At 62.7% G+C, this 20,780-nt stretch carries 22 protein-coding genes and 3 pseudogenes; 12 read left to right on the forward strand and 13 right to left on the reverse strand.

Features of this window, described 5'->3' with window-relative positions; all coding sequences use genetic code 11:
* The first annotated feature begins 126 nt into the window (after nucleotides 1-126).
* On the forward strand, nucleotides 127-366 hold the full coding sequence (locus ACFQJB_RS06975) for a hypothetical protein (RefSeq protein WP_379725503.1): 240 nt from the start codon (nucleotides 127-129) through the stop codon (nucleotides 364-366).
* A 47-nt stretch (nucleotides 367-413) separates the two neighbouring features.
* On the opposite strand, the gene ACFQJB_RS06980 is transcribed toward ACFQJB_RS06975, so the two are convergent.
* The gene (locus tag ACFQJB_RS06980) at nucleotides 414-1,640 is read right to left on the reverse strand and encodes a HEAT repeat domain-containing protein (RefSeq protein WP_379725506.1); all 1,227 of its coding nucleotides are present in this window, start codon (nucleotides 1,638-1,640) and stop codon (nucleotides 414-416) included.
* Nucleotides 1,641-1,868: 228 nt separating this feature from the next.
* Between ACFQJB_RS06980 and ACFQJB_RS06985 the strand changes: the two genes are divergently transcribed.
* The 3 genes from ACFQJB_RS06985 to ACFQJB_RS06995 are packed head-to-tail and all read left to right on the forward strand — an operon-like array spanning nucleotide 1,869 to nucleotide 3,188.
* The gene (locus ACFQJB_RS06985; protein ID WP_379725509.1) at nucleotides 1,869-2,177 is read left to right on the forward strand and encodes a DUF7490 domain-containing protein; all 309 of its coding nucleotides are present in this window, start codon (nucleotides 1,869-1,871) and stop codon (nucleotides 2,175-2,177) included.
* The gene (locus ACFQJB_RS06990) at nucleotides 2,092-2,871 is read left to right on the forward strand and encodes a DUF7490 domain-containing protein (RefSeq protein ID WP_379725512.1); all 780 of its coding nucleotides are present in this window, start codon (nucleotides 2,092-2,094) and stop codon (nucleotides 2,869-2,871) included. Before ACFQJB_RS06985 ends, ACFQJB_RS06990 begins: the two co-directional genes overlap by 86 nt.
* Entirely contained in the window at nucleotides 2,868-3,188 is a 321-nt protein-coding gene (locus ACFQJB_RS06995; RefSeq protein ID WP_379725515.1) for a hypothetical protein, read from the forward strand. Before ACFQJB_RS06990 ends, ACFQJB_RS06995 begins: the two co-directional genes overlap by 4 nt.
* 98 nt (nucleotides 3,189-3,286) lie before the next feature.
* Here the strand turns inward: ACFQJB_RS06995 and ACFQJB_RS07000 are convergent, their stop codons facing one another.
* Both ACFQJB_RS07000 and ACFQJB_RS07005 read right to left on the reverse strand, forming a co-directional pair.
* The gene (locus ACFQJB_RS07000; protein ID WP_379725518.1) at nucleotides 3,287-3,757 is read right to left on the reverse strand and encodes an FKBP-type peptidyl-prolyl cis-trans isomerase; all 471 of its coding nucleotides are present in this window, start codon (nucleotides 3,755-3,757) and stop codon (nucleotides 3,287-3,289) included.
* 76 nt (nucleotides 3,758-3,833) lie between these two features.
* Entirely contained in the window at nucleotides 3,834-6,227 is a 2,394-nt protein-coding gene (locus ACFQJB_RS07005) for a heavy metal translocating P-type ATPase (protein WP_379725521.1), read from the reverse strand.
* A gap of 169 nt (nucleotides 6,228-6,396) precedes the next feature.
* Here ACFQJB_RS07005 and ACFQJB_RS07010 point away from each other — a divergent pair, with 169 nt between their 5' ends.
* Complete coding sequence (locus tag ACFQJB_RS07010; RefSeq protein ID WP_379725524.1) at nucleotides 6,397-6,762, forward strand: DUF5518 domain-containing protein; 366 nt, start codon at nucleotides 6,397-6,399, stop codon at nucleotides 6,760-6,762.
* 49 nt (nucleotides 6,763-6,811) lie between these two features.
* On the opposite strand, the gene ACFQJB_RS07015 is transcribed toward ACFQJB_RS07010, so the two are convergent.
* Nucleotides 6,812-7,321 (reverse strand): DUF367 family protein, encoded by a 510-nt coding sequence (locus ACFQJB_RS07015; RefSeq protein ID WP_379725527.1) that lies wholly within the window; start codon nucleotides 7,319-7,321, stop codon nucleotides 6,812-6,814.
* Nucleotides 7,322-7,444: 123 nt separating this feature from the next.
* Between ACFQJB_RS07015 and ACFQJB_RS07020 the strand changes: the two genes are divergently transcribed.
* Together ACFQJB_RS07020 and ACFQJB_RS07025 are read left to right on the forward strand one after the other, a co-directional pair.
* Nucleotides 7,445-7,771, forward strand: a complete 327-nt coding sequence (locus ACFQJB_RS07020) for a nuclear transport factor 2 family protein (RefSeq protein ID WP_379725530.1) — start codon at nucleotides 7,445-7,447, stop codon at nucleotides 7,769-7,771.
* Between the two features lie 43 nt (nucleotides 7,772-7,814).
* Nucleotides 7,815-8,293 (forward strand): annotated as a pseudogene (locus tag ACFQJB_RS07025) (RNA-binding protein).
* A 33-nt stretch (nucleotides 8,294-8,326) separates the two neighbouring features.
* Here ACFQJB_RS07025 and ACFQJB_RS07030 read toward each other — a convergent pair.
* Nucleotides 8,327-9,046 carry a DUF1028 domain-containing protein gene (locus ACFQJB_RS07030; protein WP_379725533.1) on the reverse strand — a complete coding sequence of 240 codons (720 nt, stop codon included), beginning with the start codon at nucleotides 9,044-9,046 and terminating at the stop codon, nucleotides 8,327-8,329.
* Nucleotides 9,047-9,156: 110 nt separating this feature from the next.
* Here ACFQJB_RS07030 and sepF point away from each other — a divergent pair, with 110 nt between their 5' ends.
* Nucleotides 9,157-9,507, forward strand: coding sequence for a cell division protein SepF (sepF, locus tag ACFQJB_RS07035; RefSeq protein ID WP_379725536.1), 351 nt, complete (start codon nucleotides 9,157-9,159; stop codon nucleotides 9,505-9,507).
* A 3-nt stretch (nucleotides 9,508-9,510) separates the two neighbouring features.
* On the opposite strand, the pseudogene ACFQJB_RS07040 reads toward sepF, so the two are convergent.
* From ACFQJB_RS07040 to ACFQJB_RS07070, 7 genes and pseudogenes are all read right to left on the reverse strand, one after another.
* Nucleotides 9,511-10,508 (reverse strand): annotated as a pseudogene (locus tag ACFQJB_RS07040) (PrsW family intramembrane metalloprotease).
* Nucleotides 10,509-10,582: 74 nt separating this feature from the next.
* Nucleotides 10,583-11,431 carry a translation initiation factor eIF-2B gene (locus ACFQJB_RS07045; protein ID WP_120101911.1) on the reverse strand — a complete coding sequence of 283 codons (849 nt, stop codon included), beginning with the start codon at nucleotides 11,429-11,431 and terminating at the stop codon, nucleotides 10,583-10,585.
* 92 nt (nucleotides 11,432-11,523) lie between these two features.
* Nucleotides 11,524-13,365 carry an FAD-binding protein gene (locus ACFQJB_RS07050; RefSeq protein WP_379727984.1) on the reverse strand — a complete coding sequence of 614 codons (1,842 nt, stop codon included), beginning with the start codon at nucleotides 13,363-13,365 and terminating at the stop codon, nucleotides 11,524-11,526.
* A 772-nt stretch (nucleotides 13,366-14,137) separates the two neighbouring features.
* Nucleotides 14,138-15,037, reverse strand: coding sequence for a succinate dehydrogenase/fumarate reductase iron-sulfur subunit (locus ACFQJB_RS07055; protein ID WP_120101908.1), 900 nt, complete (start codon nucleotides 15,035-15,037; stop codon nucleotides 14,138-14,140).
* A 1-nt stretch (nucleotide 15,038) separates the two neighbouring features.
* Nucleotides 15,039-15,410 carry a succinate dehydrogenase gene (locus ACFQJB_RS07060; protein WP_120101906.1) on the reverse strand — a complete coding sequence of 124 codons (372 nt, stop codon included), beginning with the start codon at nucleotides 15,408-15,410 and terminating at the stop codon, nucleotides 15,039-15,041.
* Nucleotides 15,411-15,412: 2 nt separating this feature from the next.
* Nucleotides 15,413-15,805, reverse strand: coding sequence for a succinate dehydrogenase, cytochrome b556 subunit (gene sdhC, locus ACFQJB_RS07065; protein WP_120085396.1), 393 nt, complete (start codon nucleotides 15,803-15,805; stop codon nucleotides 15,413-15,415).
* 57 nt (nucleotides 15,806-15,862) lie between these two features.
* Nucleotides 15,863-16,480, reverse strand: coding sequence for a histidine phosphatase family protein (locus tag ACFQJB_RS07070; RefSeq protein ID WP_379725542.1), 618 nt, complete (start codon nucleotides 16,478-16,480; stop codon nucleotides 15,863-15,865).
* Between the two features lie 358 nt (nucleotides 16,481-16,838).
* Between ACFQJB_RS07070 and ACFQJB_RS07075 the strand changes: the two genes are divergently transcribed.
* The 4 genes and pseudogenes from ACFQJB_RS07075 to ACFQJB_RS07090 all read left to right on the forward strand — a co-directional run.
* Entirely contained in the window at nucleotides 16,839-17,648 is an 810-nt protein-coding gene (locus ACFQJB_RS07075; RefSeq protein WP_379725545.1) for a helix-turn-helix transcriptional regulator, read from the forward strand.
* A gap of 111 nt (nucleotides 17,649-17,759) precedes the next feature.
* Nucleotides 17,760-18,167: a peptide-methionine (R)-S-oxide reductase MsrB gene (gene msrB / locus ACFQJB_RS07080; protein WP_379725548.1), complete on the forward strand. Its 408-nt coding sequence runs from the start codon at nucleotides 17,760-17,762 to the stop codon at nucleotides 18,165-18,167.
* Between the two features lie 8 nt (nucleotides 18,168-18,175).
* Nucleotides 18,176-18,808, forward strand: a complete 633-nt coding sequence (msrA, locus tag ACFQJB_RS07085) for a peptide-methionine (S)-S-oxide reductase MsrA (protein ID WP_379725551.1) — start codon at nucleotides 18,176-18,178, stop codon at nucleotides 18,806-18,808.
* A 69-nt stretch (nucleotides 18,809-18,877) separates the two neighbouring features.
* Nucleotides 18,878-19,675 (forward strand): annotated as a pseudogene (locus tag ACFQJB_RS07090) (enoyl-CoA hydratase/isomerase family protein); the annotation flags it as partial.
* On the opposite strand, the gene bioB reads toward ACFQJB_RS07090, so the two are convergent.
* On the reverse strand, nucleotides 19,676-20,767 hold the full coding sequence (gene bioB, locus ACFQJB_RS07095) for a biotin synthase BioB (protein ID WP_379725555.1): 1,092 nt from the start codon (nucleotides 20,765-20,767) through the stop codon (nucleotides 19,676-19,678).
* Nucleotides 20,768-20,780: the final 13 nt, after the last annotated feature.

The raw sequence follows: 20,780 nt of genomic DNA on the forward strand, positions 1-20,780 counted from the left end.
CGTTCGCTCGCGGGAGTCCCGCCGAGTCCATTCAGTGAAACCATTCAACGTCTGTCAGCGACGCGATACTGTTTTGCTCACGCTTAGCGATAGTATTTTGGTCGCCACCGGCAGTAGGTATATCTCGTGGGAACGGATCGTGACCGCGTATGGGCGGGGGTACTTCGGGTATCGAACGAACAGGCTGGCTTCTCAGTCGAGGAGGTCAGCCGTGTCTGTGAGGAACTGTTTGGCGAGGACACACCACCACAGGACACGATCGAGGATGCCGTCGCAACGATGGTTGAATGGGATGTGTTGGAGTCGTTCGGCTTTGATACCGGTGAAACCTACTATATCCTCAACGACGAGGGTATCGACCCCTGATTTTGCAGCCAGTCGTGACTCACTCTACAACAGGCGGATTCGATCGGTCACGAGCCCCAGATCACTTTCTCCGGGCCGTCCTGTAGATTCGAGCGGATCGACGACGCCAAGTTGTGGGCCATAGACTCCTCGTCGACCGACTCAAGGAAGGCTTCAAGCTTCTCTTCGACCAGCGAGGAGTCAAGCGTCGTCAACCCGGCGGCAGCGATGATTCTGAGATAGTCGTCGTCATCATCCAAGGCCGCAAGCAGGCTCTCGACGGTGTCTTCAGTGTCGGATTCAAGTTGGCCCAACACCCACGCCGCGTTGCGCTGTTCGGGTTTCCGGGGCGACTCATCAACGATCGAAGCAAACTCATCCGACACCGCATCGTCGACGTCGTCGTCCATCTCAGCAAGGGCCTGCTCGCGGACAGTGTGACCATCCTCAAAGTCGGATTCGGTGAAGGTGGTGATCAACCCCTCGGCGGCCTCCTCGCGTACCGCATCGTCATCATCGTTGTGCAGTTCGTCAACGATCAGATCGACCGCCTCGTCGGGGGCAAGCCGGCCGATCTCGCTGAGCGCGCAGGCTTTGAGTTCGGCATCCGTCCCGCGGGAGGCTGTGTGTAACGCCTCGTAGGCACCGTTGGTACCGAGTTTGACCAGCGCCTCAACGGCGGCTTGTTTGGTGCGTCTGATCTCCTCAGCGTCGGCTGACTGGTACATGCTCTCGTCGTCGATCCGCAGATAGTTCTTGATCGGCGTGACAAACGTCTCATCGCCGACCGTGCCGCTGGCCTCGATCGCCCGGCGGATCACCCGCAGATCGGTCTCCCGTTGGATCGTCGTCCGCAGCTTTTCGATCATGGTGTGGCTGCCGACGCGTCCAAACCCGACGACAGCGAGAAATCGGAGTTCGGGCCACTGTCGCTCGTGCCATTTGGTCAAGATCAGCGGATACGGCGTGTCGGTCGGCGTCGAGTCCGGAGCCATCTCCAACCGCGTGATGATGTTGTCGGCGATCGACTCATCGATGGCGAGCAGCGTCTTGACGACGTTTGCCCGCACGGCGTCGCTGGGATCGTTGAGCACGGCGTCAACGAGCGCCTTCCGCGCCGGCGGCGTCATCTGCTCGGCGAATCCCGACACGGACTCCGAAAGCACCCCAGCCGCACCGTACCGCACATCCTCGTCGTCGTGATCCCGAATATACCGGATGAGCTCACCGTAGGCTCCTCGGCTCGACAACGAATAGAAGTGGTCGAACATCTCCGAGGAGGGTTCTTGTGCCATTGTCACATACTATGCTCGGTAGAGTAAAAAAATACTGGCTGAATACACATACTGACTGGATAAAATGTCACAATAATAGAATAATTACCGACACAGCCAATCGCACCGGCGGTCATAGCCATCCAAGCGTCAACCCGCCCGCCAAGACACCAGCACCATCGCAGCCGTCACTCAAGGCGACGTTATAGCCTCCCAAAAACACTTACAGACGGCGGGTGGTTCGCCGGTATGGATCGGACGAAAACCCTCGCAGCCGGAGCCGCCGGCGTGGTTGTGGTGGCCCTCCTCGTTGCCGTGCTCGTACCGGGCGCGCTCTCAGCCCCGCGTGCGGCGACCCAGCCCGGCAACGTCGATATCGCCGACACCACCATCCAGCCACAGGCTGTCGGCGGCCAAACCGTCGCCCTCCAGGTCAACACGACACTGCGCCATCGCGGGAATCCAAGCCCGAATGTCACGGTTCGCCTGCGAGCCATCGACGCCGAGTCCGGGTTGCGAGACCACCCGGACAGTCGAAGTCGGCGAGTTGGCCGGTGACCGCGAGCGGGTCGTTCCCGCGACGCTCAGCGTCGCCCGTGAGGGTGGCTACCGCATCGAGACCGTGGTGTATCAGGACGGCCAGCGAGTCGATACCGGTCGCCAGGAGGTGCGTGGACTGGCAGCGTTGGTGCCCGAATACGCACGCACACCGATCCAGTTCGCCGACGAGACGACGCTGCCACCGCTTGGCGTCTCAGTCCAGGCGGCAACCGAGAGCCAAGCAACGCTGGATATCACCGCCCAACTGATCAACCGAGGATCAGTGCAGTCGGATGATGTGGAAGTAAGCGTGATCGCCCGACAGGCCGACTCGAATCTCGTGGCCGACCGCGACGCTGCTGATGTTGCTACGATCGAGCCCGGACGAACAACCGGCACCACGCTGACCGTCTCGGTGCCAAACAACTACAACTACTACGTCGACGGCGTCCTGAAAAAAGACGGTGTTATCGTCGATACCACCCGGACGGCGGTGAATCTCAACCCGAGTGAACGGATCGCGGTCAACGAGACCAGACAGTCGGTCGAACTCGAGGTCAGCGATTTCGAACGCGACCGACGACCGGATCGTGACGAAGAACGGGTAGAAGCAGGGGGCGAAAGCGATTCAGCAACCCCCGGGTTCGGTGTTCCGGTCGCGGCACTGGCTCTCCTGCTCGGTGGGCTACTGGCACGGAGGCGAACAGCATGAGTTCTGATCACAACGACCCCACGACGACAGATGAACAGGCGTCGACTGATCCCGAATCACCACCATCGGTGGACGGGGACACCGGCAAGAGCAGATTCCTTTCCGGCGATATCGAGCGGACGCTTCGGTATGCGGTCGTCGCCGGCCTCGCGTTGTTGGCCCTGATCGCGACGCTCCGCTTTTATTTCGCTGCCGGAGCAACGATCGATACCTGGGTCGCACGGGAGTATCGGTCGCTGTTTCAGGCGCTGTTCAACCTCACAATCCTGTTGGTATCCGGCGCAGGAATTCTCTGGCAGGTACAGAAACTTCGGTAGCGACATAGCTCCCCTTGTCCGGTTTTAGAGCGACTCACTGTGCCAAGACGGCTCCAAAGAAACGCTGTCCGCGGCCCTACAGTGTCAACAACGACTCCTTAGTTGATAGCGACCACTTCAAGCTCAAAGTGGAGCGTTTCGCCGGCCAGCGGCGGGTTGAAATCCACTTTCGAGACATCGTCGGCAACGTCGGTGATCTCGGCGGCTGCGCCCTGCTCGGTTTCGACGTACTGGCCGACCTCCGGCCGTTGGCCACCGAGAGTGGCGGTCAGCTCGTCGGTCTCGTACTCCTGGACGTGCTCTTCTGACCATTCACCGTAGCCTTTCTCCGGCGGCACTTCGACAGATGTGGTCTCACCCTCGTCTAACCCTGGGAGGGCTTCTTCGATCCCGGCGATGACCTCGCCGGCCCCAACAGAGACGGTCAACGGAGTGAACTCTCGGTCTGGCTGGGCGTCGGCCAGCCCGGATTCGGTTGCAACATCCTCGCGTGAGGTGTCAAAGACAGTTCCGTCGTCAGCGCGACCAACATACTCGATAACGACCTCATCGCCGGATTCGATTGTCATAGAACAAATACATCACCGGGCCGAATAGGACTTGCGGTGACCACCTCGCAGCGCGACCGACAGCAGCAGGTAGCAGCTACTCGCTGTCCGTCGGCGGCTCCGCGGGTGTCAGGCCGGCCAGTCGCATCGCGTTGCCGGTTACCCCGAGGCTCATCCCCATGTCGCCGATGACGATCGCGCCAAGCACCGAGACGTAGCCAAACGGCGCGGCGATCGCCAGCAGCACCTTCACGCCCAGACTCGACCAGATATTCTGCCGGATGACGCCATCGGCGGTCTCCGCGAGGGTGTGGAGGTAGGGCAGCCGACTCAGATCGTCAGCCATCAACGCGATGTCGGCGGTCTCCAGTGCGGTGTCGGTGCCGGCGGCACCCATGGCGACCCCGACGGTCGCCGTCGCCAACGCCGGGGCGTCGTTGATGCCGTCGCCGACCATCGCCACCCCACCTGGGTGGGCCTCCCGGAGGTCACGCACCGCATCGACTTTCGCCTCGGGGAGCAGGCTCGCCTGCACCTCGTCGACACCGACCTGCTCGCCGATCGCTTGGGCGGTGCGCTCGTTGTCACCGGTCAGCATGACGATCCGCTCGATCCCGTTGGCCCGAAGCTGATCGACAGCCCACTTTGCCTCGGGGCGTACCGTGTCAGCAATGGCGATCAGCCCCTCCAGGGTTTCATCGGTGCCGACAAGCACGACGGTTTTGCCCGCCTGTTGGAGCCGTGGGATCGTCTCCGCCAGCAGGTCGACGTACTGACCGTGTTCGCAGTCGGTTGCCTCCTCGACGAGAGTCGGGTGCTCGTCGCTGGGGTCGGCGGCACCCGTCTCATCGGCGTCGATCGCGTCGGTCGTCAGCCCGCCGTCCGTTTTGAGGTGGGCATGATCGAGTTCGAAGCCCAATTCGGTGAACACCGATGGCTTGCCGGCGTAGTGGGTGACGCCGTCGATCTCGGCGCGAACGCCCTCGCCGGTCAGCGCCTCGAAATCCTCGACCGGGCGGTCGCCGACGGCACCGGCCTCGCGGGCCTGGTCGACGATCGCGTCGGCGATCGGATGTTCGCTGCGTTGTTCGAGCGTGCTCGCGCAGTCTAAGAGCTCAGCTTCGGTTGTGTCGTTGAGCGGGATCACGTCGGTGACGCCGAGATCACCGGTCGTCAGCGTCCCCGTCTTATCGAGCGCAACAGCCTCAACATCACCCATCGCTTCGAGATGCGGGCCACCCTTGATCAACACGCCGTTGCGCGCCGCACTCGTCAGCCCGGAGACGACAGAAACGGGCGTCGAGATGACGAACGCACAGGGGCAGGCGATCACCAGCAGCGTCAGCCCGCGAACGAACCACTCGGTGAACGCGCCCCACCCGAGCAGCGGCGGGACCGCCATCGTCAGCAACGCGGCGGCGACGACGATCGGGGTGTAGACCGCCGCGAAGCGATCGACAAACTGCTCGGTGTCGGTCTCCTCGCCTTCGGCAGCCTCAACCAAGTCGATCACACGAGCGATCGTCGACTCGCTGGCCGGCGCGGTCGCCTCGATCTCGATGTAGCCGGTCTCGGTCAGACTACCCGCATACACCTCCGCGCCCGGTTCCTTGTCGGCGGGGACGCTCTCGCCGGTGATCGGCGACTCATCGATCGCGCTGGAGCCCTCCCGAATCACGCCGTCGACAGGGATCTTCTCGCCGGGCCGGACGATCACGCGGTCACCGATCTCGACGGCGTCGGCGGCGACCACCTGCTCCTCGCCGTCCCGTCGGACGGTCGCGGTTTCCGGGGACAGCGCCATCAACTCTCGGAGCGAGCCGCGGGCGCGATCCATCGAATAGCGTTCCAGCAGTTCGGCGATGCTGAACAGCACCGCCAGCGTCGCCGCCTCAAAGGGAAGGTTGACCGCGAGCGCGCCGAGGATCCCGCCGGTCATCAGCAGGTCGATATCCAAGCTGCGATTGCGGAGCGAGGCATAGCCATTCCGCAGGATGATCACACCCGGAGCCGCAGCCGCGGCCACGTAGGCGACCGTATCAAGACCGATCTCCGCGCCTGCGATCGTTGTGAGCGTTGGATTTGCGGCAGGGAGCACCCACTCAAACACAATCCCGACCAGCAACAACGCCCCGCCGACGGCGGTGCGAACCGCCCGCCCGCTTGTCCAGATCGCCATCGGGTCGTAGGGTTCGTCGTCGTCGACGATCTCGTAGCCGGCGGCTTCGACACGACCGCGGATCGCCTCGGGTGTCGTCCGATCGGGATCGTAGCCGACGACAAGCGTCCCCGAGGTGGTTCGAGGGTCGATATCGGCAATGCCATCGAGGTCGCTCACGCTGGATTCAACTTTGCCAGCACAGGATGGGCAGTCCATCGAGGGCACCGACAGCGAGAGGGTATCGGGATCGCTGTCGACCGAATCAGTCGTGGTTGACCCTGTCGCATCCGGTGGTGTAGACGGGGTCGCCTCCGCGGTATCGTCGCTCATTGATTGGGACTACTCGCTCGATGGTTATTAACTCAACTGCTAAATAGCGCGGATATTGCTGAAAGATTGCTTCTCGCGGCAACATCGTTAACAACAGGGCCGCTACCGCGATCAGGATACTCCGCCCCAGGATCCGCGGGCTTTTGCGGACTGGCTGCCTCCGGCGTGTATGCCCAACTGGCGTGCGGTCGGCATCGGCTTCGTCGTCTTGTTCGTCGCCGGCGCGTTGGCGACGGGTGTCCCGATCGTCGGCCACGTCGGCGCGGGCCTCATCGGCGGGGTCGCGGCTGGCTACGTCGCCGGGGGCGGGATCACCAGCGGCGCGTGGCACGGCCTGCTCGCCGGCTCGATCGCTGGCGTCGCCGTCGCCGTGGTCTTCGCGCTCGGCGTTGGCGTCATCGGGGTCGCTGCCGGCGGCCCTTTCGGCGGCCTGCTCGGCTTCGGTGGCGTCGTCATCGGCGGCGTCATCATCACCCTGATTATGGCCCTCGATAGCGCGCTCGGGGGCGCACTCGGCGCGTTGCTCGCGGCCTGAATCTGTGCATTACTGTCGCCGCTGACTCACGTGTCGCCACGGGCAGGTGTTACTCCTCCCCACGGTCAAGGTATTCCTGCTGGACGGCGACGACTTCGCTGGAATCCGCACAGTCGGCGTACCGATCGAGGGGTTCAGCGTTGAGTTCGAGGAACGTCTCACCCCACGTGAATTTGCTGAGGATCGCTTCGGCCTGCTCGGTTTCGCCGAAAATAGCGAGCGCGGCAGCAAGCGCTTCGACGGTCGTGAGTTCCATCGGCCGACCGAAGTTGACGGGGTTGGCGGCGACGAGATAGGGTAGCGCGCGGTGCTCGCCGGCCAGCGAGAAGCGCGCTTCGCCCGCGGATTCCCACGAGCAATCGAGAGCGACGAGCGCGCCATCCTCAGCATGCTCGCGGTCGGCTGGTGAGAGTGCCTGCTCGGCGTGGGGGTTGAGCACGACGCCGTAGGGGGTCTCGCTGTGGCTTCGGTGGAGCGTTGCCAACTCGAAGCGCGCCAGCTTGCGGGCGGTACACTTCTCGGGGTCGTCGTCGCCCGCATACCGGATATGTAGCTCCACAGTTGGGTCGGCGTTCGTTTGCGACCATCAAAAGCGGCGCGTTCGTGGCGTGGTGATATACTGACCCAGGTGGATCAGCGGTCAGACCGGCAACGCTCTTAGGTACCCCGACAAAGAATGAATATGGATCGAGACAGTCGCGTCCGGGCCTACTACCGGCGACTTGACGACGGCGAGTACGCCGAATTGGAGTCGCTGCTGCATCCGACCTTCGTCCAGCGACGCCCAGACCGCACCTTCGAGGATCGGGCGTCGTTTCTGGAGTTCATGCGCTCGGAGCGGCCGCTGACTGAAACAACCCACAAGCTAACCACCGTCTGTGCCTCCGAAGGCGGCCGCGCAGCCAGCGGGCACCTGCTGGATGCCAACGGCAACGAGCTGTTTGCGTTCATCGACGTTTTCGAGTTTGGGCCCGACGGCCGGCTCACCCAGCTGACCACGTACGTCTGATCGAAACGGGCGATTTATTCGCCCCGACACCCTCCGGGCGCGCATGCAGGTCAGCTCCAGACACCATCTCCGCAGTGACGCCATCGACGACCTCACGGCGTCGCTGGCGGACGCCCTCGGGGTCGACATCGAGGGCGACACCTTCGAACTCGTCGAACTCGACGGCACCGAGTTCGATATCATCCTCGTTGACGGCGACAAGCTGGTCGCTTACGTCGACGACGAACCGTTTCTCACCGTCGAGGGGGCCAACGAATACCCGCCACAGCGCGGGCTCGTGACCGTCGATGCCGGCGCGATCGAGTTTGTCTCCAACGGCGCGGACGTGATGCGGCCGGGGATCGTCGAGGTCGACGACGGGATCACCCCGGTGATCTGGTCGCTATCGCCGAGGAAACCCACGGCAAGGTGCTCGCCGTCGGTCGCGCACAGACCGCCAGCGACGACATGCTCGGCGACTCCGGGAAGGTCGTCGACTCGATCCACCACGTCGGCGACGACCTCTACGAATTTTCCGTCTAACGCTGAACAGCCTCCACCGTTCAGTGCTCGCTGTCAGGGAGACGACGGAGCATCCGGCTCGCCGTAGGCGTCGACCGTTTGCTCGTACCCCAACAGCGCGGCGTTGTACGTTGTTTCGAGATCGGTGATCGGCGACTCGCTGGCATCAACCCGGAGATCGTTGTAGAATCGCCGGTCGTCAGTCGACTCGGTGGTGACAACGCGAACCGCCGCACTGCCGACGGTGAGCGGCCCATCGCTGTCGCTATCGCCGCGGCGGCTGTCGATGCCGACCTCGCGTGCCGCCGTCAGCGCGTCGATTAACCGCTCGGCCAGCGGATCATCACCGAAAGCTGCCCCGGTGTATCGATCAACCATCGCATCAAGCGCCGCCTCGTTCGGCAGATGTGTTCCTGCGACGGTGTAGTGATCGCCATCGCGGTCGGCGGCCGCCACGCAGTCGCGGCCGGTGGCTGTCACCTGTGAGGAACGGCCGACACCGTGGAGTTGTCGGCCGCGCCGGGAGGCCACATCCTCGGCACCAAGCAGGGCCTCAACCGCGTCGTCGATCGCGACGCCATCGGCGAGATACCGACTGAGTCGGTTGCCGAGGGTATCGTCGATGTGGCCGCCCATCGCGGCCGCACCGTTGGGGGAGACGACCGGTGAGAGCGCGCCGATCCCCGGCACCGCGGCGGCCGCGACGACACCAAATCGGAACTGGCGGTCGCCATCGACACGGTAGGGTTCCCGCACGCAGAGACTGACCGTCATACCGGTGGCTCGGGCCGGAGTGCCAAAACCCCACAGATCGGGGATGCTCGTGATCTGTCAGGGGCGTGTCTGACGTAAGAACTATTGTTGAACGCCGGCTCCGGTACTCTATGGGTATCATGAGCAAGATCCTCGGTAGCGATGACGGCCACTCGGCGTCGGAGTACGTCGAACTCGATATGCAGGACGTGTCGGGGGCCGCCGAGAGCGCGGGGATGTCAGTCAGGATCGCCGAGATCAGCGACAAACACGACGTGATCGACATCAAAGACGCCATCTACGACGGCGATCTCGTGCTTGCGGATATCACCCGCCACAGCACGAGCGACCGGACGATCGAACACATCATCGACGAGCTCCGGCAGGTCACCCGCGAGGTCGACGGCGATATCGTTCAGAAGGGCGACGATCAACTGATCGTCACCCCGACCGGGATCGGGATCGACCGCGAAAAGCTGTAGGCCTCAGCTGTCGGCCGTCGGGTCGGCGGGCTCCGTGCCATTTGTCTCCAGATAGTGCCGCCGGTATCGCCAGAGCTTCCGCAGCAAAAAGAGCCCGAAGATGCTGTCGAAGATAATGACGTAGACGAGAAACCCACCCAACCCCGGCAGCCCGGTGATCGAGGTCACAACGTAGGAGCCGATGCTTACCGTTGAGTTGTAGGTCGCGTGAATCACGGCCGCAAGCAGGAGTCCCTTGACGACGATCGGCCCTCGGTTGGCCGGATTGAATTTTGCTAATCCAAGATAGTAGCCGGCGATCGACGAGTAGATGACGTGGCCCGGCCCTGCCAGGGCGCGTACTGCGGTGATGTCGCCGCCGGCGGCGACCGCGCTCAGCCCGATCGTCAGTTCGGCCAACTCACCGCTCTCGGAGAGTTGGCGGAGGATATACAGCGAGTTTTCGATCGTCGCAAAGCCGAGGCCGGCGACCGCGCCGTACACCGCCCCGTCGATGACGGCGTCGAACCGGCGGTCGGTGTAGGCGTACAGCCGCACCGCAAGCAGCTTCACTGTCTCCTCGCCGGGGCCAACAATCAGGAAGAAAAAAGCGGCATTCCCAGGACGCCAAGCGGCTCAAAGAACCGTTCGGCTGTTGAGTTGAACACGGCTGCAAACGTCGCAAACAGAATCGAGAGCAAAAACGTCGTCACGAGCAGCGACAGCGGCTCGGCGTCGGTCACATCCGAGCGGTAGACGTAGATCGTGAGTCCGGCGGCCGGCACCACCGACAACAGCGTCAACATACCAACAGCGGGATCGCTGAGGGCGGCCAACCCGCCGATCCCGGCGAGAATCCCAAGCGCCAGCAGGACGACGATCCACTTTGCCGCCCGCGTCAACAGCCAGTAGAGGGCGACCGCCGCCCCGTCGATCGAGGTGCGTTCCTCCCAGGAGGCGATCTCATACAGATCCCGTGACTCCTCGGCGGCGGCCTCCACGGGCTCTTGTGTGTCGTCCATACCGTGTGTGGGTGGTGCGGTCGTAAGGATATCTCGGTTGAAACAGTGCGTGCAGGTCAGCGATCACCAGTGGCTCAGACGTCGTGGACGCCGGTGTCGGTGATCAGCGTATCGATGAGCTCAACCGGGGTTGCGTCGTAGGCCGGGTTCTCGATGGTGATCCCTTCGACCGGCTCCAACATGACCTCCGAGGGGTCGCGCTGTTGATTCTCGAAGACGAAGCCCTCCTCGATGACCTTCGCACCGGAGCCGACGGCGACGACTGGGACATCAAGCTGGTTGGCTGTCGCCGCCAGCGGGAACGTGCCCACGCGGTTGTATAGCGTATCGTCGACGATACAGTCCATCCCGATAACCACGCGGTCACACTCCTGGAGGAAGTGGCCCATCGCGTTGTCAACAATCAGATGTGGTTCGACGCGGTCGATCGCCGACAGCATCCGCGCCGTTCCGCGGCCGATGTAGCGCGGCCGGGCCTCCATGACGTAGGCGTCGAGATAGTGGCCCTCCTGGGCGGCGGTTTCGACCGCGGCTAAGGCGGTCGAGGAGAAATCGTGTGTCATGAACGTCTCGCCGTCGTCGAAGGTTTCGGCGGCGTTCTCGGCGGCCCGCCGCTTGCCCGTCTCGATATCGTCGACAACGCGGTCGATCATCTCCCGGGTCAGCTCCTTAGCCTCTGAGACGGTGTCGGTAACATCGACGACCGAGCGTTCGACCGCCCGCACCGCGTTGTGGAGGGAGGCATGCGAGGGGTTGGCCCGCCGAAGCGCGCCGGCGTTGCGCTGGAGGTCGAGTTCGAACTCGTCGACGGAGGCGTACTCGCGGTCAAGCAGTTCCGACAGCGCTTCCGTCGCCTTGATCGCGATTGTCGAGGAGCTGTGGGAGTGCATCCCCTGAATCTCCTCGACGGTCTCGTTAATCATACCTCAACGTATTTCCCTCGGGCAAAATGTGTTGCGGGCGCGGGTCGGTCACCGGAGACGAGACCACACAGCGGCGGAATCGGTGTCGACGCTCAGTAGCTCCGGGTTTTCGGCTCGTAGGTCTTCTCTTCGCCCTCAAGGATGACCGGCCGGAACCACAGCTCCGGGGAGCCATCGTTCCACGACAGCAGCGTGTGTTTCAGCCACTCGTCGTCTTTGCGCTCCTGGTGTTCGGCCCGCCAGTGGGCACCGCGGAACTCATCGCGGGCGAGCGCACCGACGGTGATCGCCTCGGCGAGATCCAACAGATTGCGGGTCTCGATCGTCTGCAACAGATCGGTGTTGAACGTCTGGGAGGGATCAGAGACAGCCACGTTCTCGTACTCTTCCCGTGCCTGCCGAATCTCCCGCAGAGCTTCCTTCAGGCCATCCTCCTCGCGGAAGACGTTGACTTTCGCTGTCATCGTCTCTTGGACATCGGCGCGTACCTCCGAGTGGTGGATCCCGTCGCTGTTCAGCAGCTCATCGATTCGTCGGCGCGCCTGCTCGACGGTGGTGTCGATAACGGAGTCGGCGTCGGCCGATCCGCCGGCGGCGACAGCCCCACCGTCGGCGACGGCGTCGCCAGGTGAGCCGGGGTCGCCGAGTTCGACCGGGCTGTCGACGGTCGCTCGCTCAAACTCGCCGCGCTGACCGGTCTCGATCTCTGCGGGCTCCATCTCCTTGCCGGCGGCGTGGTAGCCCGCGCGTTTGCCGAAGACGATGAGTTCGGGGAGGGCGTTGCCGCCGAGGCGGTTCGCACCGTGGACGGAGGCACAGGCACACTCACCGGCAGCGTAGAGCCCGCCGACGCAGGTCTCGCCGTTCTCGTCGGTCTCGATGCCACCCATCGCGTAATGTTGGCCGGGTTTGACCGGCATCGGCTCTTCGAGGCCATCCGCGCCCTCGAAGTCCTCCGCGAGATGGAGGATGTTTTCGAGGCGGTCGAGGATGCGCTCCTCGCCGAGGTGGCGCATATCGAGGTGGACGTACTCGTCTTCAATGCCGCGGCCCTCGTTGACCTCGGTCAACTCGGCACGGGAGACCACGTCACGGGAGGCGAGTTCGCCGTCGTTGTTGGCGTAGCCGTGTTCGAACATGAACCGCTCGCCGTCCTTGTTGTAGAGAATCCCGCCCTCGCCGCGAACACCCTCGGAGATGAGGACGCCGGTCGAGGGGAGTGTCGTCGGGTGGAACTGGATGAACTCCATGTCCTCCAGGGGGACGCCGGCACGGTAGGCCATCGCCTGGCCGTCGCCGGTACAGGAGACGGCGTTGGTCGTGTGATCGAAGGCCTGACCGGGGCCGCCGGTCGCAAGGATGACCCCGTCGCGGGCCTTGAAGCCCGAAACTTCGCCGGTCGCAACATCGTAGCCGACGACGCCGTGGCAGTGCCGATCCTCGGGGCGTTCCTCGTCGGTGACCGCGAGATCAAGGACGTGCCACTCGTCGTAGACCTCGATGCCTCGCTTGACGACCTGCTCGTACATCGTATGCAGCAGGTGGTGGCCGGTTTCGGCGCCGGCGTAGGTCGTCCGGGGGAACGAGAGGCCACCGAAGGGTCGCTGGGAGACGCGGCCGTCGTCCTCACGGGAGAAGGCCATCCCCCAGTGTTCGAGTTGGATGACCTCATAGGGGCTGTTCTGACAGAGCGTTTCGATCGCGGGGGCGTCGCCGAGATAGTCCGACCCCTTCATCGTGTCGTAGGCGTGATCTTCCCAGGAGTCGGCGTCCCGAAGGGCGGCGTTGATCCCGCCTTCGGCCGCGCCCGTGTGGCTGCGCACCGGGTGGAGTTTCGAGACGATAGCGACATCCGCACCGGCCTCGTCGGCGGCGATGGCAGCCCGAAGTCCGGCTCCGCCCGCGCCGACGACGACGACATCGTGTTCGTACATAGTTGAGTAGTGTTGGGTTCTGACGGTCGTGTGCGTTACCAGCAGTTTCGGGAACACGGGCTCGGCTGCGGCCACATCGTCGAGCAAGCCCCGACTATCGGCGGCCGAGCAACGGTGCTCCCAACCATAGCTATGGCAACGGGAGGCACGGAGTAAAACATTCGGATTCGACGGGGGCAACACCGGGTTAAGACCCACTGTTGAGCGCGCTGTGAGAGCCCACAAGCGACGATAGAAAGACTACGGACATCATGGTGGAATCCCTGTAGTAGAATAAATATACTATAGAGATACAACGATTATGATCTACTATTACACTATTTGGCTAATACCTTGCAGAATCTTTTAGTGGCTTTCGACGCTTCAACCAACTGGTCGTGTGCCACCCGCCACGGCCATGCCCGAGACCGTTCATTGTACCGACTTCCCCTGGCGGGTCGACCCACATCCACCGCCGTCCCGCCTTTCGAAGCGACAACACCAGGTTGGCAAGCCCCGCGTCTTTGCATGACATGCCAGGTCGCCGTTTAGTCACTAATTAATGTTCATGAGGTAGTAATAGGAACTAGTTTACAGACCGAGTTGCGACAACGTTTACTTGATGGCGAACAGGTGGATAGATGGTCGCTTGCATTCGCAGCGGCCGGCCGACAGGATTCATTGTACCACTCGGCGGCGGTTCAGCCGGGAATGCCCGGCTGTCCCGCTGTCGTTCGGCTCACAAACCACCAGCGGCACGCATGAAAAAGGCAATAAAAGATGTCGCCAGCGTCTACCAGAACTTGAGGTTCTTCTTGACCGCTTCGCGTTTCAGCTCTTGGATGTGCTCGGTCAGTGGGATATCCTTCGGGCAGACGTTCGTACAGGAGAATTGGGTCTGACACCGCCAGACGCCGTGTTCCTGTTCGATTGTTTCGAGGCGATCCTGGGTTTTGGCGTCGCCCTCGCGGTCGTCCATCGCAAACCGGTAGGCCTTGTTGAGCGCGGCCGGGCCAAGATACTCGTTGTCGCCAGCAGCGATGTTACAGGAGGAGAAACACGCTCCACACCAGATACACCGCGTCGACATCTTCACCTTCTCGCGGTTGGCGCGTGACTGTCGCTGCTCTTCAAGCTCGCCGTCCGGCGTCTCGTCGGGATCGAAGTACGGATCGACCGCCTCCATCTCCTCGTAGAAGTGATCCATGTCGACGACGAGATCCTTGACGACATCCTGATGTGGGAGCGGTTCGATCCGGATCGGCTCCTCCAAGTCAGAAATCTGGGTTTTGCAGCCGAGTCGCTGCTGGCCGTTGACAAAGAAGGCATCCGAGCCACAGACCGCCTGCCGACAGGAGTGACGGAAGGTGAGTGAGGGATCGAAGTGATCCCGGGCGTAGATCACGGCATCGAGAACGGTCATCCCCTTCGTGAAGGGAACGTGGAAGGTGTCGAACCGCGGTTCCTGTTTGGCTTCGACCTCGGGATCGTAGCGGAATACCTTGATCTCGCGGGTATCCTCGTTGGCTTTGGCCTCTCGTTCGGCTTCCTCAGCCTGTCGTTTGTCCCGGGCCTCACGGTCGGCCGCCTTTTTGTCCTCGCGTCGCTGTTGGGCCGCCGGCGTCGACTCCGCGTCGGCGGACTGTTCGGCGGCCGGTTCCTCGGACTGCTGTTGTGGTGGTTGCGTGCTCATATTAGAATACTCCGATGCCTGCCCAGGCGTTTGCGGTGCGAATCCCCTGAACGAGGAGGATCCCGCTGGCGACGACGAGTGTCCATTTGACGACTTGTCGTTTCGTCCCTGTCAACCCTTGGTTGATGAGGGCGTTGTAGACGCCGTTGACACCGTGGAACGTCGCCGTGATCAGGAACAACACCATCAGCGAGTAGTACGTCCACGTCTGCATGCGGGCCGCGCTCAGCCCGAAGGTGACCTCGTCGGCGTGGTAGACGAAATGCAGCAGGAAGAAGTGGAAGGCTAACACGACAACGAGAAACGCCGCGGTGATGCGCTGCCACAGCCAGAGTCGGCCGCCCTCAGTAAACGAGGAGTAGTGTTCAGCCATCGTTAGAACGCCCCCGCGATGAACGTCGGCACCGAGGCAACCGTGATCGCTCCGGTCAGGATCACCGACGCGTAGAAGCTCTTGTCCTGCGATTCCAGTCCGACCCCAAGATCGACCAACAGCAGTCGAAGGCCGTTGAGGATGTGGAAGACGGCAACCGCCAGCAGGCCGACCTCAAGAATCCGAACCAACAACAGCCCTTCGAGGGTGACGATCGTGTTTGTGTACATCTCCGCGCCCTCAATGGCGGTGCTGAGGACGGCAATGTGCGTGAAGAGATAGCCAACGAGCACCCAGCCGGTGAACTTGTGGAAGATCCACGCCCACATCCCGGCGGAGAACTCCCGCCACCGACCGAAGCTCTCGATTGTGCCGCGATTGTACGACTGACTCATATCGTGTGGGGGTGCGTCCCGCGCTGGTATAGAAGTTACGTCGTCGGGACACCACAGCTAATCGAGGTGGTCAGTCTTGCCCGACAATCCGAGTTCCCAGCGGTCATCTACGCGGTCGATCCGGGTGAGTCCACAGAGTGGCGCGTCGACACCCTCGGTCGAGCCGACGAGGCCCCGGACGACGCCACCGATCGTCAGCCCGTGGCCGACCATGAGCACCCGACCCTCGTGGGCGTCGGCGAGCCGGCGAGCGGTCTCGCCGGCCCGCGATTCGGCTTCGTCGTGGGACTCAGGGAAATCTGGGACGACAACTGGCTCGTGGTCGTCGCGGATCGGATCGAAGTAGTCCGCCAGCGTTTTGAACGAGAGCGTTTCGGGCTCGCTGTCGAACCACTCGTTGTTGCGGTGTTCGCCGAGGCCGGGTTCCAGCCAGCCTGTTCCACCGATCACCCCACAGATCTCAGCGGTCGTCTGGACGGCCCGGAGAAATGGCGAGCAGTAGATCGCCTCGAAATCGATCCCGTTGTCGGCGAAAAATCGGCCACATCGCCACGCCTGCCAGCGACCGAGTTCGGTCAGGCCCGGATCGTGAACACGAGCGGCGGTCAACTCCCAGTCCGGATCGACTGTGTCCTGTCGTTGGCCGTGCCGAACAACCCACACGCTATCGGTCATGGCTGGGGTCTCGGGACAGCGGCGTATAGCTGTGGTGGCCGCGCCAGACGACTGGACGGCTGTCGACCATGCGAGGTTGGCAGTCGATAAATAGATCAGCAGCTCGTGAAACGTGGATGTGTTCTTCCACCACGCAACCCGCTCGGAGAGACGACTAAGAGCCGTCAGTGGAGGGCCGAGGCGTGGACGAGGCAGACCACGGTGGGACGGACAGGTGGAGAGGGCCGAGGGGTCAGTGGTGGACAGTCCGTGGTAGAAGTCCCACCCATATTATGCCATCTACGGTTCCTCGTTCGAAGAATCTCTAGGTGTTCCGAATTCGTGTACCCCTACCGAAAGTATATTCCCCTACACGAATATGGATACGAGCAACGAACAGATGTCGGATCAGAGCCCCCACGAGCTTCTGTACACCGTCAATCGACGGTGGGATTGCCTGCAAGCGATCGTCGAGGAGCCACAGGAAAAACGCGCGCTCGTCGACACACTGTCGATGCCGCGATCAACGTTGGATACCGTCGTCAGAGAGCTCGAAGGGGCTGATCTGGTGACCTACCACGATGGCGTCTGGCAGCCGACAGTCGCCGGTGAGGCCACCGCGGCGGTGTATGCCAACACCGTCGACTCGATCCGATCGATCACCGCCGCGGGAGAGGTGTTATCGCCGCTGTCGGGTGATCACGAGGTTCCAACCGTCGCGCTTGAGGATGCCGACAGCTTTCCGGCCGAGGAGCCGGTGCCCGATGCGGTGCTCACGGAGTTTCTCGATCGGATCGCCACCGCCGACCGGGTTCGTGGGGTGGCACCGCGCGCGCTATCAGGGTACACAGATCGGGTCTTCCGGATCGCTGCCGACAACGACACCACTCTGGAGATGACGCTTGCGGAGTCCGTATTTGAACGGCTGTCGACGCTCGATCCTGAGACGGTCGCTGATCGACTTCAGCGACCGCTGTTTTCGGTATATCGCGCGCCGGTTGATATCGAATTCGGCTTCTGGATCGGTGAGGAGCCGGATCACATCGGCCTCATCGTGTATGCCGACCGTGGCGTCCACGGGGTTGTTATCAACGACACGCCGGCCGCCGTCGAGTGGGCAGCCGACCGCTATGCGTCGATCCAGGCGGCCGCCGAGGAGCTCACACCCGCCGACGTGCCGGAGGCGTAGCTGGGGTGTCGTCGCGGCCATCGTCATCGTAGTCGATACACGTTGACGGGGCTGTGCAAGCCGGGCGGACACCGCCACGAGAACTATACCGCTGTAGCCCCTGTTATGTGTATGAGCAATCAGCCCGACAGCCAGCAGCCCGACAGCGACGAGGAGTGGCAGGAGATTCTCTCAGCCGAGGAGTACAAGATCCTTCGTGAGGCAGGAACCGAGCCCGCTGGCACCTCACCGCTGTTAGATATCAGCGACGATGGTGTCTTCCGCTGTGCCGGCTGTGGCCAAGAGCTATTCACGACCGACGAGAAATTCGAGTCCGGCACCGGCTGGCCGAGTTTTTACGATCCAGCCGACAGCGACGCTGTTGAGACCCGACCAGATCACAGCCTCGGCCGCACGCGCACCGAAGTTGTCTGCAGCAGTTGTGAGGGCCATCTCGGTCACGTCTTCGAGGACGGCCCAGAGCCGACCGGCAAACGCTACTGCATCAACGGGATCGCCCTCGATTTCGAGGACGAATAGCGACCGCGATGGCTCCCACAGCGTCTACGATCAAAGCGTACGACGACGCAGCCCCCGACCCAGCAGCAACCGAGACGGCGACGTTCGCAGTCGGCTGTTTCTGGGGGCCGGACGCCCAGTTCGGCGCGCTCGACGGCGTCGTCCGCACCCGCGTTGGCTATGCCGGCGGCACAAAAACTGATCCAACGTATCACGATCTCGGCGATCACACCGAAGCATTCCAGGTCGACTACGACCCTGCGGAACGATCCTTTCGCGACCTGCTCGATCTCGTCTTCCGGAGTCACGATCCGACCCAGCAGACACGGAAAACCCAGTATCAAAACATTATCTTTGTCGCAACCGCCGACCAGCGCGAGGCGCTCACCGACTATCTCGACGCCAACGACTACACGGTCGACGGGATCGCAACCCGTGTCGAACACCTATCCCGGTTTGTTCCGGCTGAGGACTACCACCAGAAGTACAGCCTCCGAAACAAGCGGTCGATCATGGGTGCCTTCGAGGACGCCGGCTACGACGAGACGGCGATTCGGGAGTCGCCAGCGGCCGCAACGCTCAACGGCCATGTTGTCGGCCATGAGGTGAACGACGCCGATGCCCTCGGCATCGCATCAGATCGCAGCGTCCACAGCACATAGACGGCAAGACGGAACGTTGAATCGCCACCCGCCAGTAGGTCGAGTATGGACGCAGACAGCGACGATAGCGACGCGACTCCCACCGCATTCGAAACGCTTCGAATCGAGCGAACCGATGCGGTCGCCCGCATTATTCTTGACCGTCCGGCTGAGCTAAACACGATCACGCCGGCACTTCTCGACGAGTTGGCAACCGCCATCGACACCCTCGACGACGACAGCGACGTGCGCTGTCTCCTCCTCTCCGGCGCAGGCGACCGCGCATTCTCAGCGGGAGCCGAACTCGCAGCGTTGGCTGCCGACGAGATGACCGCCGCCGACGGCGTCGAACTCGCCCGTCAGGGTCAGCAAACCTTCGGCAAACTGGAGGCTTGCGACACCCCCGTCGTCGCTGCCATCGACGGCTTCTGTCTTGGCGGCGGGATGGAGTTGGCGACGGCTGCGGATCTCCGAGTCGCAACCGTCGACTCGACGTTCGGCCAGCCCGAACGCGACCTCGGGTTGCTGCCAGGGTGGGGCGGCACCCAGCGACTCCCGAACCTCATCGGCGAAAGTCGCGCCAAAGAGATCATCTTCACCGGCGACCGCTACACCGCAGCAGAGATGGCCGATTACGGCTTTCTGGCCCGCGTCGTCGACGCCGACGAGTTCGCCGAGCGAGCAATGGAGGTAGCCGAACAGGTCGCCGCTGGCCCGCCGCTCGCCCAGAAATACACGAAACGCGCGATGCGCGCCGGCCGCGACGACACCGATGCCGGCCTCGAAATCGAGGCTCACGCTTTCGGGCAACTGCTCGATACCGAGGACTTCAACGAAGGTGTCACCGCATTCGAAAATGACGACGACCCGGCGTTTACTGGCGAATAATTAGTCGTCAGGACGCGATTCGACGGCGGCGTCCGCACCGTCGCGGTTGGCGTTTGCTTTGACGTTCTCAGGATCGAACTCGTTGACTGCCATGTTGGGCGCAAGGCCGGCGTCTTCGATGACCTCGATATCGGTTGCGGCGTCCTGCCCGCCGGTCGTGAGATAGTCGCCGGTCAGCAGGCCGTCGGCACCGGCCTCGAAAGGCCAGTGTTGTTCATCCTCGGCGAGATTAACCTCGCGGCCACCCGTCAGGCGAACGCGGGCAGTCGGATGGAGCAGTCGGTAGACAGCGATGGTTTTGATGAGATCGGTTTTCGAGATCGCTGCCGACTCGCGGTCACCGAGCGGCGTCCCCTCAATCGGGTTCAAAATGTTGACCGGCAGCGAGGAGACACCGATCTTTCGGAGTTCGAGCGCGGCATCAACACGGTCAGCGGGTGTTTCACCCATCCCCAGGATGACGCCGGCACAGAGATCCATCCCAGCGTTCTTGGCGCGGCGGAGCGTCTTGAGGCGATCCTCGAAGGAGTGCGTCGAGACAATCTCATCGAAGTACTGCGGGGAGGTCTCGATGTTGTGATTGTAGTGATTGAGTCCTTCGTCGGCGAGGATATCGGCTTCCGCCTGTGTGAGCAGCCCGAGACTGGCGTCGATTTCGACATCGGTTTCATCGCGAACCAGTCGAACCGCACGGAGGACATCGGCCCACTCCTCGGGTCGCTTTTCTTTGCTCACGCCTTTCTCGGCGACGACGATGCCGAACCGCTGTGCGCCGTCGGCTTCGGCGCGTTTGGCGGCCGCTAAGATTTCCTCGGGATCGAGGAAGCCGTGGGTCTCGATGCCGGTATCGAAGTGTGCCGATTGAGCACAAAACCCGCAGTCCTCAGCGCAGTTGCCGGCTTTGGCGTTAACGATGCTGCAGGCGTCGACGGTGCCATCACCGAGTGTTGCCCGCACCGTGTCGGCCGCTGCGGCGAGGTCATCGACCGGTTGGGCCAACAGTGCGATGGCGTCCGTGCGGTCGATCATCCCGCCATCGAGAACGCACGCAACAGCGTCGTCGATGGTTCTGTTTCCTGTCTCGTAAACCACGATCATCTGTGTC

This window comes from Halonotius sp. GCM10025705 (genome assembly GCF_042662885.1).
GTDB classification, from domain to species: domain Archaea; phylum Halobacteriota; class Halobacteria; order Halobacteriales; family Haloferacaceae; genus Halonotius; species Halonotius aquaticus.

Excerpts from the sequence above, each read along its gene's own strand:
- msrA (WP_379725551.1), top strand. The coding sequence starts at position 18,176 with ATGGCTCCCACAGCGTCTACGATCAAAGCGTACGACGACGCAGCCCCC.
- ACFQJB_RS07050 (WP_379727984.1), bottom strand. The coding sequence starts at position 13,365 with ATGTACGAACACGATGTCGTCGTCGTCGGCGCGGGCGGAGCCGGACTT.
- ACFQJB_RS07055 (WP_120101908.1), bottom strand. The coding sequence starts at position 15,037 with ATGAGCACGCAACCACCACAACAGCAGTCCGAGGAACCGGCCGCCGAA.
- ACFQJB_RS07045 (WP_120101911.1), bottom strand. The coding sequence starts at position 11,431 with ATGATTAACGAGACCGTCGAGGAGATTCAGGGGATGCACTCCCACAGC.
- ACFQJB_RS07010 (WP_379725524.1), top strand. The coding sequence starts at position 6,397 with ATGCCCAACTGGCGTGCGGTCGGCATCGGCTTCGTCGTCTTGTTCGTC.
- ACFQJB_RS06980 (WP_379725506.1), bottom strand. The coding sequence starts at position 1,640 with ATGGCACAAGAACCCTCCTCGGAGATGTTCGACCACTTCTATTCGTTG.
- ACFQJB_RS07070 (WP_379725542.1), bottom strand. The coding sequence starts at position 16,480 with ATGACCGATAGCGTGTGGGTTGTTCGGCACGGCCAACGACAGGACACA.
- ACFQJB_RS06995 (WP_379725515.1), top strand. The coding sequence starts at position 2,868 with ATGAGTTCTGATCACAACGACCCCACGACGACAGATGAACAGGCGTCG.
- ACFQJB_RS07020 (WP_379725530.1), top strand. The coding sequence starts at position 7,445 with ATGGATCGAGACAGTCGCGTCCGGGCCTACTACCGGCGACTTGACGAC.
- ACFQJB_RS07000 (WP_379725518.1), bottom strand. The coding sequence starts at position 3,757 with ATGACAATCGAATCCGGCGATGAGGTCGTTATCGAGTATGTTGGTCGC.
- ACFQJB_RS07060 (WP_120101906.1), bottom strand. The coding sequence starts at position 15,410 with ATGGCTGAACACTACTCCTCGTTTACTGAGGGCGGCCGACTCTGGCTG.
- ACFQJB_RS06990 (WP_379725512.1), top strand. The coding sequence starts at position 2,092 with ATGTCACGGTTCGCCTGCGAGCCATCGACGCCGAGTCCGGGTTGCGAG.
- ACFQJB_RS06985 (WP_379725509.1), top strand. The coding sequence starts at position 1,869 with ATGGATCGGACGAAAACCCTCGCAGCCGGAGCCGCCGGCGTGGTTGTG.
- ACFQJB_RS07075 (WP_379725545.1), top strand. The coding sequence starts at position 16,839 with ATGGATACGAGCAACGAACAGATGTCGGATCAGAGCCCCCACGAGCTT.
- ACFQJB_RS07005 (WP_379725521.1), bottom strand. The coding sequence starts at position 6,227 with ATGAGCGACGATACCGCGGAGGCGACCCCGTCTACACCACCGGATGCG.
- sdhC (WP_120085396.1), bottom strand. The coding sequence starts at position 15,805 with ATGAGTCAGTCGTACAATCGCGGCACAATCGAGAGCTTCGGTCGGTGG.
- msrB (WP_379725548.1), top strand. The coding sequence starts at position 17,760 with ATGAGCAATCAGCCCGACAGCCAGCAGCCCGACAGCGACGAGGAGTGG.
- ACFQJB_RS07030 (WP_379725533.1), bottom strand. The coding sequence starts at position 9,046 with ATGACGGTCAGTCTCTGCGTGCGGGAACCCTACCGTGTCGATGGCGAC.
- sepF (WP_379725536.1), top strand. The coding sequence starts at position 9,157 with ATGGGTATCATGAGCAAGATCCTCGGTAGCGATGACGGCCACTCGGCG.